Source organism: Burkholderia sp. MSMB1588, assembly GCF_001546925.1.
GTDB lineage: Bacteria > Pseudomonadota > Gammaproteobacteria > Burkholderiales > Burkholderiaceae > Burkholderia > Burkholderia humptydooensis.
Genome location: NZ_CM003770.1, coordinates 2,274,073 through 2,288,805, shown reverse-complemented (window position 1 = coordinate 2,288,805; position 14,733 = coordinate 2,274,073). Strand labels below are relative to the sequence as shown.

Here is a 14,733-nt window from a genome sequence, read left to right as displayed (position 1 = left end):
CGATCATGAGCACGGGTTCGACGCCGATGCCCGCGCCGCGCGGCGGCGCCCCGGCCGGCGCGCTTGCGGCGCGGGCGGGCATCGGCTTGCGTTTTCGCCATCATCGGACGGTGCTCAGGCGCCGGCCCGCCGTCGCGTGGTTCGAAGTGCACACCGAGAATTACATGGGCGGCGGCGCGGCGCCGCGCGTGCTGGACGCGATCCGGCGCGACTACCCGCTGTCGCTGCACGGCGTCGGCCTGTCGCTCGGCAGCGCCGACGGGATCGACGCCGTGCACCTGGCGCGCGTGCGCGACGCGGTCGCGCGCTTCCAGCCGGCGCTCGTGTCCGAGCATCTCGCGTGGAGCGCGGTGGGCGGCGCGTATCTCGCCGATCTGCTGCCGCTGCCGATGACCGACGAGGCGCTCGACGTCGTGAGCCGCCACGTCGATCAGGTGCAGACGGCGCTCGGTCGACGGATTCTCGTCGAGAACCCCTCGACCTATCTGCGGTTCGCGCATTCGACGATGCCCGAATGGGAATTCCTCGCGGCGCTCGCGCGGCGCACCGGCTGCGGCATTCTTTGCGACGTCAACAACATCCACGTGAGCGCGTGCAACCACGGCTGGGACCCGCTGACTTATCTGGCGGCGCTGCCGCCCGCCTCGGTCGGCGAGATACATCTGGCCGGCCATCGCGTGACGCCGCTCGGCGGCGGCCGCGTGCTGCGCATCGACGACCACGGCTCGCGCGTCGCGCCCGAGGTCTGGGCGCTGTATCGCATCGCGCTGCGCCGCTTCGGCGCGGTGCCGACGCTGATCGAATGGGACAACGATGTGCCGCCCCTCGGCACGTTGATGCGGGAAGCGGCGATCGCCGAGTCGGCGCTGGAGGAGGTGCGCGATGCGAGCGCGGCCGCCTACGCTGGCTGAATTGCAGCAAGCCGTTCGTCGCAGCCTGTCGGGCGCTGACGCTGGCGTTGGCGCGGGCGTTGGCGCGGCGGACTGGGTGCTGCCGGACGGCCTCGCGCCGGACGCGCGTCTTCGCGTCTACCGGAACACCTCCGCGAGCGTGCTGCTGAACGCGCTGCGGCTCGCGTTCCCGGCGACCGAGCGGGTGGTCGGCGCGGCGTTCTTCGCAGGCGCGGCCCGCCGGTTCGCCGGTTCGTCGCCGCCGGCGAGCGCGTGGCTCGACGAGTACGGCGCGGGCTTTCCCGAATTTCTCGCGCGGATGCCGCAGGCCGCTTCGGTGCCGTATCTGGCCGACGTCGCGCGTCTCGAATGGCAAGTGAATCTCGCGCTGCATGCACCGGACGCCGCGGCGCTCGATCTCGCGCGCCTCGCGGGGCTCGGCGCGCCGGCGCTGCGCGCGCTTCGGCTGCGGCCGCATCCGGCTGCGCGGCTGCTGGGCTGCGCGTATCCGGCCGACGCGATCTGGCGTGCGACGCTCGAACGGGACGATCGCGCGCTGGCGGCAATCCGGCTCGACGACGCGCCCGTGCATCTGCTCGCGCAGCGCACCGAAGCCGGCATCGAGGTGCTCAGGCTCGACGAGGCGGATTGGCGGGTCGCATCCGCGCTGTTCGCGGGCGAGCCGCTCGGCGCGGCGCTCGCGAACGCGCCTGGGGCGGGCGGCCATGCGCTCTTCGCGGCGCTGTTGTCGCGCGGATGTTTTGCCGACTCGCCCGCGCAGTCCGGCGGCGTCGGCCCGATCGACGGAGGGATGCGATCATGACGTGCCCGATCCGCTCCGGCGGCGCTCGGCGCGCCGGCTGCGTGGCGACGCTGCTGCAACTGGCGCAGCGGCTCCAGCGCGTGCCCGACTGGCTGCTGGCGATTCCGCTGCGGCTCGCGGTGGCGACGATTTTCTGGAATTCCGCGATGACGAAGCTCGCGAACTGGGACGCGGCGCTCGCGTTGTTTCGCGACGAGTACCGGCTGCCGCTGCTGCCGCCGGACGTGGCCGCGTACCTGGCGGTGTCGATCGAGCTCGGCGCGCCCGTGCTGCTCGTGCTCGGCCTCGCCACGCGGCCCGTGGCGCTGGTGCTGCTCGGCATGACGTCCGTCATCGAGATCTTCGTCTATCCGCAAGCGTGGCCGACGCACATCCAATGGGCGGCGATGCTGCTCGTGCTGCTGTGCCGCGGCGCGGGCGCGCTGTCGGTCGATCACTGGCTGCGGCGGCGCTGGCTGCGGGCGGGCGACGCGCGGGCGGGGACCTAGGCGGCGCGATTCGCGCGCCGGCCGCGCTTCGCGGATGCGCGCGCCGAAGGACGAGCAATGAATGCGATCGTGCGGGAATCCGTGCTGACTTGTCCGCATTGCGGCTTCACGCGGCGAGAGACGATGCCGGAGGACACCTGTCTTTTCTTCTACGCATGCAGCGCCTGCGGCGCGTTGCTGCGTCCGAAGCCGGGCGATTGCTGCGTGTTCTGCTCGTACGGATCGGTGTGTTGCCCGTCGAGGCAGAGGCGATCGGAATCGGACGGCGCGGCCGGTTCGTGACGACGAACGACGGGCGCGCGGCGTCGCGTTGCGCCGATGCGTGGATGTACCGATGAATCGATATGCCGACGCGCCGCACACCCGCCGCCGGGCGGGCCTGCCGGCTTTCGCCGCGCGCCCGGGCGGCGGGCCCGCGCGAGTTCACGCCGCCGGCTTCTCCCCGACGACGAACTCGAACGACGCGACGCCGTCGACGCCCCCTGTCACGCGATCGCCCGGCTGCAACGCGGCGACGCCCGCCGGCGTGCCGGTGAAGATCAGGTCGCCCGCGCGCAGCTCGACCGCGCGCGACGCATACGCGATCACGTCGGGAATCGGCCAGATCATGTCGGCGAGCTCGCCTTGCTGGCGCACGTCGCCGTTGACCGCGAGCCAGATCCGGCCGCGTCGCGGATGGCCGATCGACGCGGCCGGATGGAGCGCTGTCAGCGGGCCCGACGCGTCGAAGCCCTTCGCCCAGTCCCACGGCCGGCCGGCCTTCTTCGCCTGGGCCTGCAAGTCGCGCCGCGTCAGGTCGACGCCGACGCCATAGCCCCACACGTGATCGAGCGCCGCGTCGGCGGCGATCGCGCGCCCGCCGCGGCCGATCGCGATCACGAGCTCGATCTCGTGATGCAGGTCGGACGTGAGCGTCGGGTACGGCACCGTGCCGCTCGCGGGCACGATCGCGTCGGCCGGCTTCGTGAAGAAGAACGGCGGCTCGCGGTTCGGATCGGCGCCCATCTCGCGCGCGTGGTCCGCGTAGTTGCGGCCGACGCAGAACACGCGGCGCACCGGAAAGCGCGCGGCGGAGCCGGCGATCTCGACGGACGGAACGGCGGGCGGCGCGAATACGTAATCGGTCATCTTGGAGTCTCTGAAAAGGTGTTGGAAAGCGGGAGCCGGAAAGCGAAGGCGCGGGCGGTGGCCTTCGACGGCGCGACGCCCGGCCGCGTGTCGCGGCGGACGTCGCGGCTGGCGTCGTCGACATGTCGACATATCGACGATACCGGCGCCGGCCACGCGCCGATGCGATGGATGTGTGGTTTTCATGGACAAAACTACGCGCGCGGCTTCGCGGCCGCCCGCGCCGCGCCGAGTGCGCCGTTCGCATCGCGGTACTCCTTCGGCGACAGGCCGACGCACGCGCGAAAGCGCCGCGAGAAATAGCCTTCGTCGCGAAACCCGACCGCGTGCGCGATGTCGGCGATGCGCCGCGTCGTGTGCGCGAGCAGCGATTGCGCGAGCGCGATCCGCCGCTCGGTGACGAGATCGGTGAACGTGCTGCCCGTCTCCTTGCGGATCAGGTGCGCGAGGTAGTTCGGCGACAGAAACGCCGCGCGCGCGGTGCCCGCGAGCGTCAGCGCGTCGTTCGTCAGGTTCGCGCGCACGTGGCGCAGCACGCGCGCGAACGCGTCGCGGCGGCCCGTGCGATGCGCGCCGCTTTGCGCGAGTTTCGTGAGCGGCCCCGCGTACTGCGTGCAGACGAGCCCGATCAATTGCAGCAGGTAGCCGCGCAACAGCGGCACCGAGCCGAACGTGCGCGCGCGGTCCGCTTCGAGCATGCGCTGCGCGAGGCGGCGCGCGTCGTCGAACGCCGCGCCCGTCAGGATGAAGTCGAGGTGCTCCTGGAAGCGGAACGGCGCGAGTTCGGGCGCGCGCTGCGCGGACACGTCCTCGAGATCGAGCGGATCGACGTCGAGATCCGCGCGCAGGAACGTCTGCGAGAAGTTGATCACGACGAAGTGCGCGCCCGGCGGATGCGCAATCAGATGCTCTCGGTACGGCAGCACGAACGCGAGCGCGCCGCGCGGGAACGCTCGCGTGAGCCCGCCGATCTGCTGCTCGGTGTCGCCGCCGAGGTTGAACTGGATCTGGAAGTACGCGTGCCGGTGCGGCTCGGTGATCGCCCGGCGGGTGGCCTCGTCGCGGATGTAGAAATCGAGGCGGTCGCTGCGCTCGGGCATGCCGTACGTGCGCGGCCTGACTGGGGATGGCATGGGCTGTCGTGGTCGTGATGCGGATGGTGCGGTCGGCCGCGCGCGGCGGCGCGACGGGCAATGGTCGAATTGTCGCTAAAAACGGGCGGGCGTGGGGCGCGGCGTGGGCGGGCGGCGCGGCCGCCGCGTCGTCGGGCGGGCGCGAGCGATCGCGCATTGCGGCTGACGCGCAAGAACGTTCGACGCCCGCCGGGACGCCGATGCCGCGCCACAGCGTTTCCCAGCACGTGAAAAGTCCGCGAACCCGCCTATCTTTGTGATGACACCGCGAACAAAGGAATAAAGCACGCGCGGCGTTCGTTTTCGCAGACATGGGGCGCCGCCCGCCGCGGCGTGCGCGCGACGCCCGGACCCGACCGATGCGCCGCCCGGAGGCGGAAATGAAATCGACACGGATGCTTTCAGCCGTATTCGCGCTGCTCGCGCTGATGCTGTCGGCGGGCTGCGCGTCGTCGGACGACATGTCGCCGGCCGGCCATGCGACGCCGGCGAGCGGCTACGGCCGGGGCGCCGGCGGCGGCGGGTATTGAGCGACGGCGCCGCGCGTGAGCTTCGAATCGGACGTCGTCGGCTGGCTGCCGCAGTTGCGCCGCTATGCGCGCGCGCTGACGGGCGATCCCGCGTGGGCCGACGATCTCGTACAGGACACCGCCGAGCGCGCATTGTCGCGAATGAGCGCGTTTCGGCCCGACAGCAACCTGCGCGCGTGGCTGCTGACGATCCTGCGCCACTTGTACATCGATCAGTTGCGCGCGCGCCGCGAATTCGCCGTCGACGACGACGACGGCCCGTGGCGCACGCTCGAGGCGCCCGTCGGCCAGGTCGACGCGCTCGTGCTGCGCGACGTGCAGCGGATGCTGTACCGGCTGCCGCTCGAGCAGCGCGAAGCGCTGCTGCTCGTCTGCGTGGAGGAACTGAGCTATCAGGAGGCGGCGGCGGTGCTCGGCGTGCCGGTCGGCACGGTGATGTCGCGGCTGTCGCGCGCGCGGGAGCACATGCGCGCGCTGCTGACCGACGCGCCGCTTCGGCCGCCATTGTCATTCACCGCTGCGAGACATCATCGATGAGCGACGATCCCGATCCCACCGTCGCACCGGAATCCGACGAACCGGGGCTTTTCGCGCTGTCGGCGTTCGTCGACGGCGAGCTGCCCGACGCGGAGCGCCGCGCGATCGCCGAGCGGCTCGCGGCAGACCCACGCGCGGCCGGCGTCGTGTCGCACTATCGCGCGCAGCGCGCGGCGCTGCGGGCGTTGTTCGCCGATCCCGTCGCGCAGCGCAGCGGCCCATGCATCGTGCTGCGCGTGCGCACGCCGTGGTGGCGGCGCGCCGCGTTCGCGGGCGGCGCGCTGGCGGCGGGCGTCGCACTCGGCTGGCTGGGCGGTGCGCTCGCGCCGCAATGGGGCGCGCCCGCGGCCGTGCAGGCCGCGTTCGCGCATGAGGCGGATCACGCGTATGCGGTCTACGCGCCCGACGCGCGGCATCCGGTCGAGATCGCCGGCGGCCGCGACGGTGCGCTCGCCGCCTGGCTGTCGACGCGCGTCGGCCGCCGGATCGCCGCGCCTTCGCTCGACGAGTACGGTTTCGCGCTGCTCGGCGGACGGCTGCTGCCGGGCGCGACCGGCCCCGCCGCGCAGTTCATGTATGAAAACGCGGCCGGGGGACGGCTCGCGCTCTACGTGAGCGCGTCCTCGCAGCGCGAGACGGCGGTCCGGCTGCTGCGCGACGGCGAGCGGCGCACGTTCTACTGGGTCAGCGAACGCACCGCGTACGCGCTCTCCGGCCAGATCGCCGAAGACCGGCTGCGCGCGATCGCGGCCGACGTCTGCGGCGAGCTCGGCGGCCATCCGGAGCGGTGGCGATAGGCGCGAGCCGGGCCGCGACGTCGAGGCAACCGAAGAGTCGATCATGGGGGCCGCCGGTTCATCCGCGAAAGCAGTCGTCGCGGCGCTTGCGTGCGCGGTCGGCGCGTGGCTCGCGGCGGGCGTGGGCGCGGCGGGCGCGTCGGGCGTCTCGGGCGTCTCGGGCGTGTTGGGCGTGTTGGGCGTGTTGGGCGCGGCGGATGCGTCACGCCCGTCAGGCACGTCCCGCGCATCGGGCACGTCGGCTCCGGCCGGCGCGGCAGACGTGTCCGGCGCCGAGCCGGCCGGCACGCTCGCCGCGTCGCCGCATCCCGCTCCGCGCTACCGGCTCGACCCTCGGCACTCCGGCGTCACGTTCCGCGTCGACAATTTCTGGCACGCGCATCTGACGATGCGCTTCACGCAAATGCACGCGGAACTGGCCGGCGGCGACGACGATCGGCTCGCGAGCCGCGTCGACGTGACGGTCGATGCGGCGAGCCTCGGCGCGAACGTGCCGTTCGTCGCCGCGCTCGTGAAGGGTTCGGCGATGCTCGACGTCGCGCGCTACCCGGAGATCCGCTTCGTCGGCACGCGATTCGAGCGCACCGGCGCGGCGACGGCCCGCTTGACCGGCGATCTGACGATCCGCGCGACGACGCGGCCGATCACGCTCGCCGTGCGCTTCGACGCCGGGCAGCCGGGCGCCGACGCGCGCGACGGCGGCGAGCGCGACTCGGCCTGGCGGCGCGAGGCGCGGGGCCGGCGCGAATTCGGGCCATATGACGCGCGCCCGCGCGATGCGGCGCTGGACGATGCCGATTCGCCCGATGCGATGCCGCGCGACGCGGATGCGAGCCGCATTGTCCCGAGCGGCAACGCCGTTCGGCAGCGCGCGGCCCGGCGCGGCACCGAACCGCCGGAATCGCCCGAATCGCGCGAATCGCCCGGGCGACCCGCGCCGGACGCGGCGCGCACGCTCGCGTTCGTCGCGGACGGTCACTTCAGCCGGACCGCGTTCGGTCTGTCGCGCTGGCTGCCCGCCGTCGGCGACGACGTGCAACTGCGCATTCGCGCCGAGTTTGTCAGGGCGCGCGCAGGTCCGTAAGCCCGCACGTGTGTTTTTCTTCATTGGTGGAGCAGTCATCATGATCGAGATTCTGCTGATCGCGATCGCGATCGCGTGCGCGTGCGCGGTGCCGGCCGCGGCGCTCGCGGAGCCGCCGAAGGAGTCGAACGGCATGGTCGACGACGACGACGGCATGACGCTCTACACGTTCGACCGGGACACGATGCCCGGCCAGAGCGCGTGCACGGGCGGCTGCACGGCGAATTGGCCGGCCGCGCTCGCCGACGCGTACGACAGGCCGGGCGGCGGCCTCGGCTTCATCGCCGCAGCGGGCGGCAAGCGCCAGTGGACGTACAAGGGGCATCCGCTGTATCGGTTTTCCGGCGATACGAAGCCCGGCCAGCACAGCGGCGACGGCTTCGGCGGCATGCGGCACGTCGCGAGGCCGTGACGGAGCGGGGCGGCGGGCCCGAGGAACCGCCGCGCCGCATCGCCGGACATGGCCCGCCGTGTGTTCCTCGGCGCGGGTGCGGGCGGGGCCTGCCGTGCCTCGTCAACGCGCGCGCCGACGCGGTTTCGGGCGCGCTGACGGGCGTGCCGTCGGCCGCGAGGCGAAGCGGCGGCAAGCGGCGGCACGCACGGAGCGGTCGCTCGTCTGACGAGGCGCATTCGGGGATTCACGTAGAATCGGCTGCGGAATCGGCATGATGGGCGAGGATCGGGCGATCGGCGCCGAGACCGCCGTTGGAAGACCAATCGATCGAAAACGGGACATCGCGTGACAATACGATTTGCCAAGATGCACGCGCACGGTGACGACTTCGTCGTGATCGACGCGCGCGGCGGGATCGATCCGATCACGAGCGAAATCGCCCGGCGCCTCGGCGACCGCAATCGCGGCATCGGCTTCAATCAGCTCGCCGTCGTGCTCGACTGCGACGATGCGACCGCGCGCGTGCAGTTCTGGAATGCGAACGGCACGGCGCTCGACACCTGCGGCAGCGCCACGCGCGGCGTGGCGGACATGCTGATGCGCGAGGCGGGGACTTCGTCGGTCGTGCTGAGCACCCGCCGAGGCTTGCTGACCTGCGCGCGGGACGCGGCGCAACGCGTGTCGGTCGACATGGGCAAGCCGCTGCTCGGCTGGCGCGACATCCCGCTCGCCGAGCCGGCAGACACGAACGCGTTGCCGCTTCCCGGCAGTCCGACCGCGTGCAGCATGGGCAATCCGCATTGCACGTTCTTCGTCAGCGATCTGGCCGCCGTCGACGTGGCGGCCATCGGGCCCAGGATCGAAGCCGATCCGCTGTTCCGCAACAGGACGAACGTGCACTTCGTCCAGGTGATCGACCGCGGCCGCATTCGCCTGCGCATCTGGGAGCGCGGCGGCGGCATCCCGCTCGGATCGGGCTCCTGCTCGTGCGGCGCGGCGGTCGGCGGGATTCGGCGCGGCCTGCTGGACGACACCGTCGACGTCGAATGCGACGGGGGCGCGGTGACGGTGCAGTGGGACGGGCGCAGCGGCGTGGTCCTGACCGGCTCCGTCGAGCCGGTCTTTTGCGGGACGGTCGCAAGCCGGCTTTTGCCGGCGATCGAGTCCGGCGCGCCCGTCGCAACAACGCCTTCAACCTGACGGCCGGATCGGCGAGCCGGTCAGGCGCGAACGCGTCGCCGCGCTCGACGATCATCGGCGCGAGCTTCATCTCCTTCGCGAATCCGGCCGCCGGGCCGAAGCCGCTCGCGGCAACGAGCCGCTCGTTCACATCGAAATGGAAGTGGATCTCGGCGCCGACGGATCGATCCGCGCGACCGTCGCGACGACATGCCCGATGCGGTCGTCGCGCCACGCGGCGAGCGGGCGCAAGCCGCACTGTCCAGCGCCGCGCTCGCCCGTCAGCACCGCTTTCGACAGCGGCGGCCGCTCGTACGGCGATGCGGTTCCGCGCCGATCAGCACGATCCGGCCGGGCCATCCGCCTCGCGCAGCGCCTGCGCCGCGCGGCCGCTGCACGGGCGCCGGAATGACGCGTCGTCGTCGGCTTCCGGCTGGAGTTGGCGCTGCAACACCGAAGCGTCGCGACGGCCCCACAGACCGGGTCGTCTCGTTCACCGTCTGGTTACAAGTTTGTATATAATAATCATTCGCATTTACAAAACAGCATCCCGGAGCGATGGTCCGGGGGGATCACGTCCATGCCGGCCAACACTCTGCACCTGCAGCGGGAGATCGCTGCGCTCTACTCCGGTCATCGCGGCTGGCTGCACGGCTGGCTGTCGAAGAAGCTCGGCTGCGGCGAGCGCGCGGCCGATCTCGTTCACGACACGTTCATCCGCCTGCTCGCGCGCGACGAGCCGATCGGCGCGGCCGAGCCGCGCGCGTTCCTGACGACCGTCGCGCAGCGCGTGCTGTACAACCACTGGCGGCGCGAGCGGCTCGAGCGCGCGTATCTCGACGCGCTCGCGCAGTTGCCGGAGGCGGTCGCGCCGTCGCCGGAGACGCGCGCGATCCTGTTCGAGACGCTCGTGGAGATCGACCGGAGGCTCGACGGGCTGCCCGCCGCGGTCAGGCGCGCGTACCTGCTCGCGCAGCTCGACGGGATGACGCACGCGCAGATCGCGGCCGAACTGCGCGTGTCGCTCGCGACCGTCAAGCGCTACCTGGTGAAGGCGGGCGCGCAGTGCTACTTCGCGATCGCCGCATGAGCGGCGCGAAGCCGGCCGGCGGCCCGCCCGCGGTGCCCGCGCCCGTCGCGCGCCGCGCGGTCGAATGGTGGGTCGAGCTCGGCTCGGGCCACGCGACCGACGCGATGCGCGCGCGTCTCGCGCGCTGGCGCGCCGAGCATCCGGCGCACGACGCCGCGTGGCGGCACATCGAGGCCGTCAACGGGCGGCTCGGCCATGTCGCCGATACGCTGAGCGCGCAGGCCGCCCGCGCCGCGCTGCTGCCGCCGCGCTCGCGCGGACGGCGCGCGGCGGTCAAGGCGCTCGCGGCGCTGCTGTTCGCGGGCGGCGCCGCCTGGACGGGCGGCGCATACGCGCCGTGGCGCGCGTGGGGCGCGGACGTGCGCACGGCCGTCGGCGAGCGGCGCACGATCGCGCTCGCGGACGGCACGACGGTCGTCCTCGACACCGACACCGCGATCGACATCCGTTTCGACGACACGACGCGCGGCGTGCGCCTGTTGCGCGGCGAGATCATGGTGACGAGCGGCCACGACGCGGCGCGCGCGGTCGCCCGTCCGCTCGTGATCGCGACCGCGCACGGCGACGTGCGCCCGGTCGGCACGCGCTTCTCGGTGCGCGAGCGCGGCGACGCGACGCGCGTCGACGTGTTCGACGGCGCGGTGCGGATCGCGCCGCTGCGCGCGGCGGGCGAACCGTCGTTGATCTCTGCGGGGCAGCGCGCGGACTTCACGCGCGACGCGCTCGCCGGGCCGCCGCGCGCGATCGGAGGCGACGCGGGCGCGTGGGCGGACGGCATTCTCGTCGCATCGAACCTGCGCCTCGCCGACCTGCTGGCCGAGGTCGAGCGCTACCGCCCAGGCCGCGTGCGTTGCGGCGCGGCGGTCGCGAACCTGCGCGTGTCGGGCACGTACCCGCTCGACGACACCGACCGCATCCTCGACACGCTGCGCGAGACGCTGCCCGTCGACGTCGAGTACCTGACCCGCTACTGGGTGACGGTCGTCGCGGCGCGCGAATGAGCGCGCGCCGAGCGCTTTTGGAATCCTGAACGCTTCCGAAAAAAATTCCCGCCGGGCCTGAGCTGTTTTCGATGTTCGCGTGACATGGGAAATGAAGGCTGCATTCCACCCATCGTCAACGAGTCATCGATCATGGATTCATTCCGCAATCGCCATTCTCGCCACGCGTGCGCCGGCGCGCCGGCCGCTTCGCTCGAGCCGGCCGCGTCCGCCGCGCGCATCGCGCGCGCGCCCAGCCGTGCGCATGCGGCGCAGCGCGGCGGGCGCCGGCGAAGCAACGCGGCTGCGCCGCAGTTCGCGCCGCGCCGCGTTGTCGCGAGCGTGGCCGCCGCCGCGCTGTTCTCGGCATTCGCCGCGCCCGGCGCATCGCGTGCGGCCGAGCCGGCCGCCGCGACGCGCACGTACGACATTCCAGCCGGGCCGCTCGACGCCGCGCTGACCCGCTTCGGCCGCGAGGCAGGCATCCTGCTGTCGTTCCCGGGCGAGCTGACCGCGGGCCTGCACAGCCCCGGCCTGCACGGCCGCGCGGAGGCGGCCGCGGCGCTCGACCGGCTGCTGACGGGCACGGGCCTCGTCGCGGCCCGGCAGCCGAGCGGCGGCTACACGCTCGTCAGGCTGCCCGCCGCGCCGGCCGCACCGGGCGCGGGGACGGCGCTCGCGACCGACACGACGCTGCCGACCGTCGCGGTGCGCGCGAGCGGCCCGCATGCGGACAGCTATCGCCCGCCGCGCGAGGCGGCGGGGCTGCGCAGCGACGCGCCGCTCGCCGAGGTGCCGCAGGCCGTCAACGTGGTTCCGCCGCAGGTGCTGCGCGACCAGCGCCCGCGCAACCTCGACGACGCGCTCGCGAACGTGAGCGGCATCACGCAGGGCAACACGCTCGGCAGCACGCAGGACACGGTGATGAAGCGCGGCTTCGGCGACAACCGCGACGGCTCGGTGATGCGCAACGGGATGCCGATCGTGCAGGGCCGCTCGCTGAACGCGACGGCGGACAGCGTCGAAGTGCTGAAGGGGCCGGCGTCGCTGCTGTACGGGATCATGGACCCGGGCGGCGTGATCAACGTGGTCACGAAAGAGCCGCAGCTCGCGCGCCGCCACGTGGTCTCGGTGCTCGGCTCGACGTACGGGCACGGCAGGAACGGCGGCGAAGCGACGTTCGACTCGACGGGCGCGATCGGCGATTCGCGGCTTGCGTACCGGCTGATCGTCGATCAGACGAACGAGCAGTACTGGCGCAACTACGGCGAGCATCGCGAGACGCTCGTCGCGCCGTCGCTCGCGTGGTATGGGCGCGATACGCAAGTGGTGCTGTCCTACGAGTACCGGCGCTTCCTGATGCCGTTCGACCGCGGCACCGTGCTCGATCCGCGCACCAACGCGCCGCTCGCGATCCCGGCGCGCCGCCGGCTCGACGAGCCGTTCAACGACATGCGCGGCGAATCGAATCTCGCGCAGCTCACGGTCGACCACCAGCTCGCGCCCGACTGGAAGGCGCACCTCGGCTACAGCTACAACCGGGAGACGTATGACGCGAACCAGATTCGCATCACGGCGGTCGACCCGGCCAACGGCACGCTCACGCGCAGCAACGACGCCACGCATGGCTCGCGCAGCACCGACAGCTACGCAATCGCGTACCTCGACGGCCGCGTGACGCTCGCCGGGATGCGGCACGACGTGCAGTTCGGCGTCGACAGCGAATACCGGCAGGTCTACCGCGCGGACATGCTGCGCCAGTCGATCAGGACGCCGTTCAGCTACCTGAACCCGACCTACGGGCTGATTTCGCCGTCGACGAGCGTATCGGCGTCCGACAGCGACCAGAGCGATACGCTGCACACCGCCTCGGTGTTCTTCCAGGACAGCATCCACCTGACCGACAAGTGGATTCTCGTCGGCGGCGCGCGCTTCGTCCGCTACAGCCAGCTCGCGGGGCGCGGCCGGCCGTTCCAGGTCAACACGAACCTGAGCGGCACGAAGTGGCTGCCGCGCGCGGGCATCGTCTACAAGTGGAACGACGCGCTTTCGCTGTACGGCAGCTACACGCAGTCGCTGAAGCCGACGTCGAAGATCGCGCCGATGTCGGGCGGCTACGTGATCGACGGCTCGACCGCGCCCGAGGAGGGCGCGTCGTGGGAGCTCGGCGCGAAGCTCGACATGCCGGGCGGCCTCGCGGGCACGCTCGCGTTCTTCGACATCGACAAGAAGAACGTGCTCGTGTCGCAGTACAACGACGCGACGAGCCAGACCGACTGGCGCACGTCCGGCCGCGCGCGCTCGCGCGGGATCGAACTCGACGTGTCGGGGCGGATCGGCGAGCGCTGGAACGTGATCGCGAGCTACGCGTACATCGACGCGAAGACGACCGAAGATCCGCTGTACGCGGGCAACCGGCTGTGGAACGTCGCGCGGCACACGGCGTCGCTCGCGGCCGTCTACGACGTGGGCACGGTGTTCGGCGGCGACGATCTGCGCGTCGGCGCGGCGGGGCGCTACGTCGGCGCGCGGCCGGGCGATTCGGCGAACAGCTTCACGCTGCCCGCATACGCGACCGCCGACGCGTTCGCGACCTACGACACGCGGATCGGCAAGCAGAATCTGCAGTTCCAGTTGAACGTGAAGAACCTGTTCAACCGCACGTATTACCCGTCGAGCGTGAACCGGTTCTTCGTATCGGTCGGCGACGCGCGGCAGGTGTCGCTGCTGACGACGCTGCAGTTCTGAAGCGTGGCGCCGTTTTTCAAGGCGGATTTTTTTGAATCGACGACGCGCGCTTCGGGCCGTGCGCCGCACGGCGCGAAGCGCGCTTGGAGAAACCGATGAAGCAACGATCTGATCGTCCGGCGCCCGCGCGCCGCCGCGTGCTGCGCGGCCTGGGCGGCGCGGCGCTCGCATGCGGCGTTGCCGCTGTTGCGGCGGCCGTTGCCGCGGCGGCCGCGCCCGTTTCCGCGCATGCGGCCGAGGCGACGCCCGCGCCCGGCGACGCGCCGAAGGTGGGCGCGGGCAAGCGCATCGCGATGCTCGTCCAGCTCGGCGGGCCCAACCTGAAGACCGACGAGCAGGCGAAGGCGCATCTGGAATCGCGCGGCTACGCGGTGCGGCTCGTCGACGAAGCGCAGCCCGTGGAAGCCGCGGCCGACGCCGACCTCGTGATCATCTCGTCGACGGTGTCGAGCAAGCGCGTCGCGCGCGGCTGGCGCACGCTCGCGAAGCCGCTGCTGACGTGGGAGAACGATCTGCTCGACGATCTCGCGATGACCGGCAAGCGTCACGACGTCGATTTCGGCGAGACGGGCAAGGAGCGCCATCTGTGGCTCGTGAACGCGCCGCATCCGATCGCGGCGGGGCTGCCGGCGGGCGCGACGAACGTCTACGGCCGGCGCGCGTCGATGAGCTGGGGCAAGCCCGGGCTTGGCGCGAGCATCGTCGCGACCGTCTACGGCGAGCCGGACAAGGCGGCGATCTTCGCGTACGAAAAGGGCGCGACGATGGATTACGAAGCGCTCGCGCCCGCGCGCCGCGTGATGTTCTTCCTGAACAACGACACGTTCGGCAACCTGTCGCCGGAAGGCGTCGCGCTGTTCGACGCGGCGCTCGACTGGACGGCGGGCCTGCGCTGAGCGGGCGCGGCATCGGCCGGGCCGTCGGTCGCGCGG

15 protein-coding genes and 2 pseudogenes are annotated in these 14,733 nt (G+C 72.1%); 14 read left to right on the top strand and 3 right to left on the bottom strand.

Annotation, left to right across the window (positions count from 1 at the left end; all coding sequences use genetic code 11):
* Positions 1 to 26 precede the first annotated feature (26 nt).
* From WS92_RS09395 to WS92_RS36490, 4 genes are read left to right on the top strand one after another with little or no spacing between them, the layout of a single operon-like run.
* A complete protein-coding gene (locus WS92_RS09395) occupies positions 27 to 911 on the top strand; it encodes an MNIO family bufferin maturase (protein WP_006027318.1) in 885 nt (294 codons plus the stop codon).
* Positions 883 to 1,713: an HvfC/BufC family peptide modification chaperone gene (locus WS92_RS09390; RefSeq protein ID WP_015602786.1), complete on the top strand. Its 831-nt coding sequence runs from the start codon at positions 883 to 885 to the stop codon at positions 1,711 to 1,713. The genes WS92_RS09395 and WS92_RS09390 overlap by 29 nt, the downstream gene beginning before the upstream one ends.
* Positions 1,710 to 2,201 (top strand): DoxX family protein, encoded by a 492-nt coding sequence (locus WS92_RS09385; RefSeq protein WP_015603178.1) that lies wholly within the window; start codon positions 1,710 to 1,712, stop codon positions 2,199 to 2,201. Before WS92_RS09390 ends, WS92_RS09385 begins: the two co-directional genes overlap by 4 nt.
* A gap of 57 nt (positions 2,202 to 2,258) precedes the next feature.
* A complete protein-coding gene (locus WS92_RS36490) occupies positions 2,259 to 2,483 on the top strand; it encodes a GDCCVxC domain-containing (seleno)protein (RefSeq protein ID WP_015603709.1) in 225 nt (74 codons plus the stop codon).
* A 141-nt stretch (positions 2,484 to 2,624) separates the two neighbouring features.
* Here the strand turns inward: WS92_RS36490 and WS92_RS09375 are convergent, their stop codons facing one another.
* Positions 2,625 to 3,329: a fumarylacetoacetate hydrolase family protein gene (locus WS92_RS09375; RefSeq protein ID WP_059929917.1), complete on the bottom strand. Its 705-nt coding sequence runs from the start codon at positions 3,327 to 3,329 to the stop codon at positions 2,625 to 2,627.
* Between the two features lie 233 nt (positions 3,330 to 3,562).
* Positions 3,563 to 4,429, bottom strand: a pseudogene (locus tag WS92_RS09370) (helix-turn-helix transcriptional regulator); the annotation flags it as partial.
* A 428-nt stretch (positions 4,430 to 4,857) separates the two neighbouring features.
* On the opposite strand from WS92_RS09370, the gene WS92_RS36985 reads away from it, so the two are divergent.
* From WS92_RS36985 to dapF, 6 genes are all read left to right on the top strand, one after another.
* Complete coding sequence (locus WS92_RS36985) at positions 4,858 to 4,992, top strand: hypothetical protein (protein WP_041862085.1); 135 nt, start codon at positions 4,858 to 4,860, stop codon at positions 4,990 to 4,992.
* A 15-nt stretch (positions 4,993 to 5,007) separates the two neighbouring features.
* Entirely contained in the window at positions 5,008 to 5,529 is a 522-nt protein-coding gene (locus WS92_RS09360) for a sigma-70 family RNA polymerase sigma factor (protein ID WP_006027310.1), read from the top strand.
* Positions 5,526 to 6,326, top strand: a complete 801-nt coding sequence (locus tag WS92_RS09355) for an anti-sigma factor family protein (protein WP_059929915.1) — start codon at positions 5,526 to 5,528, stop codon at positions 6,324 to 6,326. Before WS92_RS09360 ends, WS92_RS09355 begins: the two co-directional genes overlap by 4 nt.
* Positions 6,327 to 6,369: 43 nt before the next feature.
* Positions 6,370 to 7,410: a YceI family protein gene (locus tag WS92_RS09350; protein ID WP_059929913.1), complete on the top strand. Its 1,041-nt coding sequence runs from the start codon at positions 6,370 to 6,372 to the stop codon at positions 7,408 to 7,410.
* Positions 7,411 to 7,462: 52 nt separating this feature from the next.
* Positions 7,463 to 7,822, top strand: coding sequence for a COG4315 family predicted lipoprotein (locus WS92_RS09345; RefSeq protein ID WP_082743578.1), 360 nt, complete (start codon positions 7,463 to 7,465; stop codon positions 7,820 to 7,822).
* Between the two features lie 348 nt (positions 7,823 to 8,170).
* On the top strand, positions 8,171 to 9,004 hold the full coding sequence (dapF, locus tag WS92_RS09340; protein ID WP_197420753.1) for a diaminopimelate epimerase: 834 nt from the start codon (positions 8,171 to 8,173) through the stop codon (positions 9,002 to 9,004).
* Positions 9,005 to 9,157: 153 nt separating this feature from the next.
* On the opposite strand, the pseudogene WS92_RS36485 reads toward dapF, so the two are convergent.
* A pseudogene (locus WS92_RS36485) lies at positions 9,158 to 9,345 on the bottom strand (pyridine nucleotide-disulfide oxidoreductase); the annotation flags it as partial.
* A gap of 218 nt (positions 9,346 to 9,563) precedes the next feature.
* Between WS92_RS36485 and WS92_RS09330 the strand changes: the two are divergent.
* The 4 genes from WS92_RS09330 to WS92_RS09315 all read left to right on the top strand — a co-directional run bounded on the left by WS92_RS09330 (position 9,564) and on the right by WS92_RS09315 (position 14,697).
* A complete protein-coding gene (locus tag WS92_RS09330) occupies positions 9,564 to 10,073 on the top strand; it encodes a sigma-70 family RNA polymerase sigma factor (RefSeq protein WP_006027303.1) in 510 nt (169 codons plus the stop codon).
* Positions 10,070 to 11,074 carry a FecR domain-containing protein gene (locus tag WS92_RS09325; RefSeq protein ID WP_059929905.1) on the top strand — a complete coding sequence of 335 codons (1,005 nt, stop codon included), beginning with the start codon at positions 10,070 to 10,072 and terminating at the stop codon, positions 11,072 to 11,074. The genes WS92_RS09330 and WS92_RS09325 overlap by 4 nt, the downstream gene beginning before the upstream one ends.
* Positions 11,075 to 11,206: 132 nt before the next feature.
* Positions 11,207 to 13,801, top strand: coding sequence for a TonB-dependent siderophore receptor (locus WS92_RS09320; protein ID WP_059929903.1), 2,595 nt, complete (start codon positions 11,207 to 11,209; stop codon positions 13,799 to 13,801).
* A gap of 95 nt (positions 13,802 to 13,896) precedes the next feature.
* Positions 13,897 to 14,697: a hypothetical protein gene (locus WS92_RS09315; RefSeq protein ID WP_059930297.1), complete on the top strand. Its 801-nt coding sequence runs from the start codon at positions 13,897 to 13,899 to the stop codon at positions 14,695 to 14,697.
* The last annotated feature ends 36 nt before the right edge of the window (positions 14,698 to 14,733 follow it).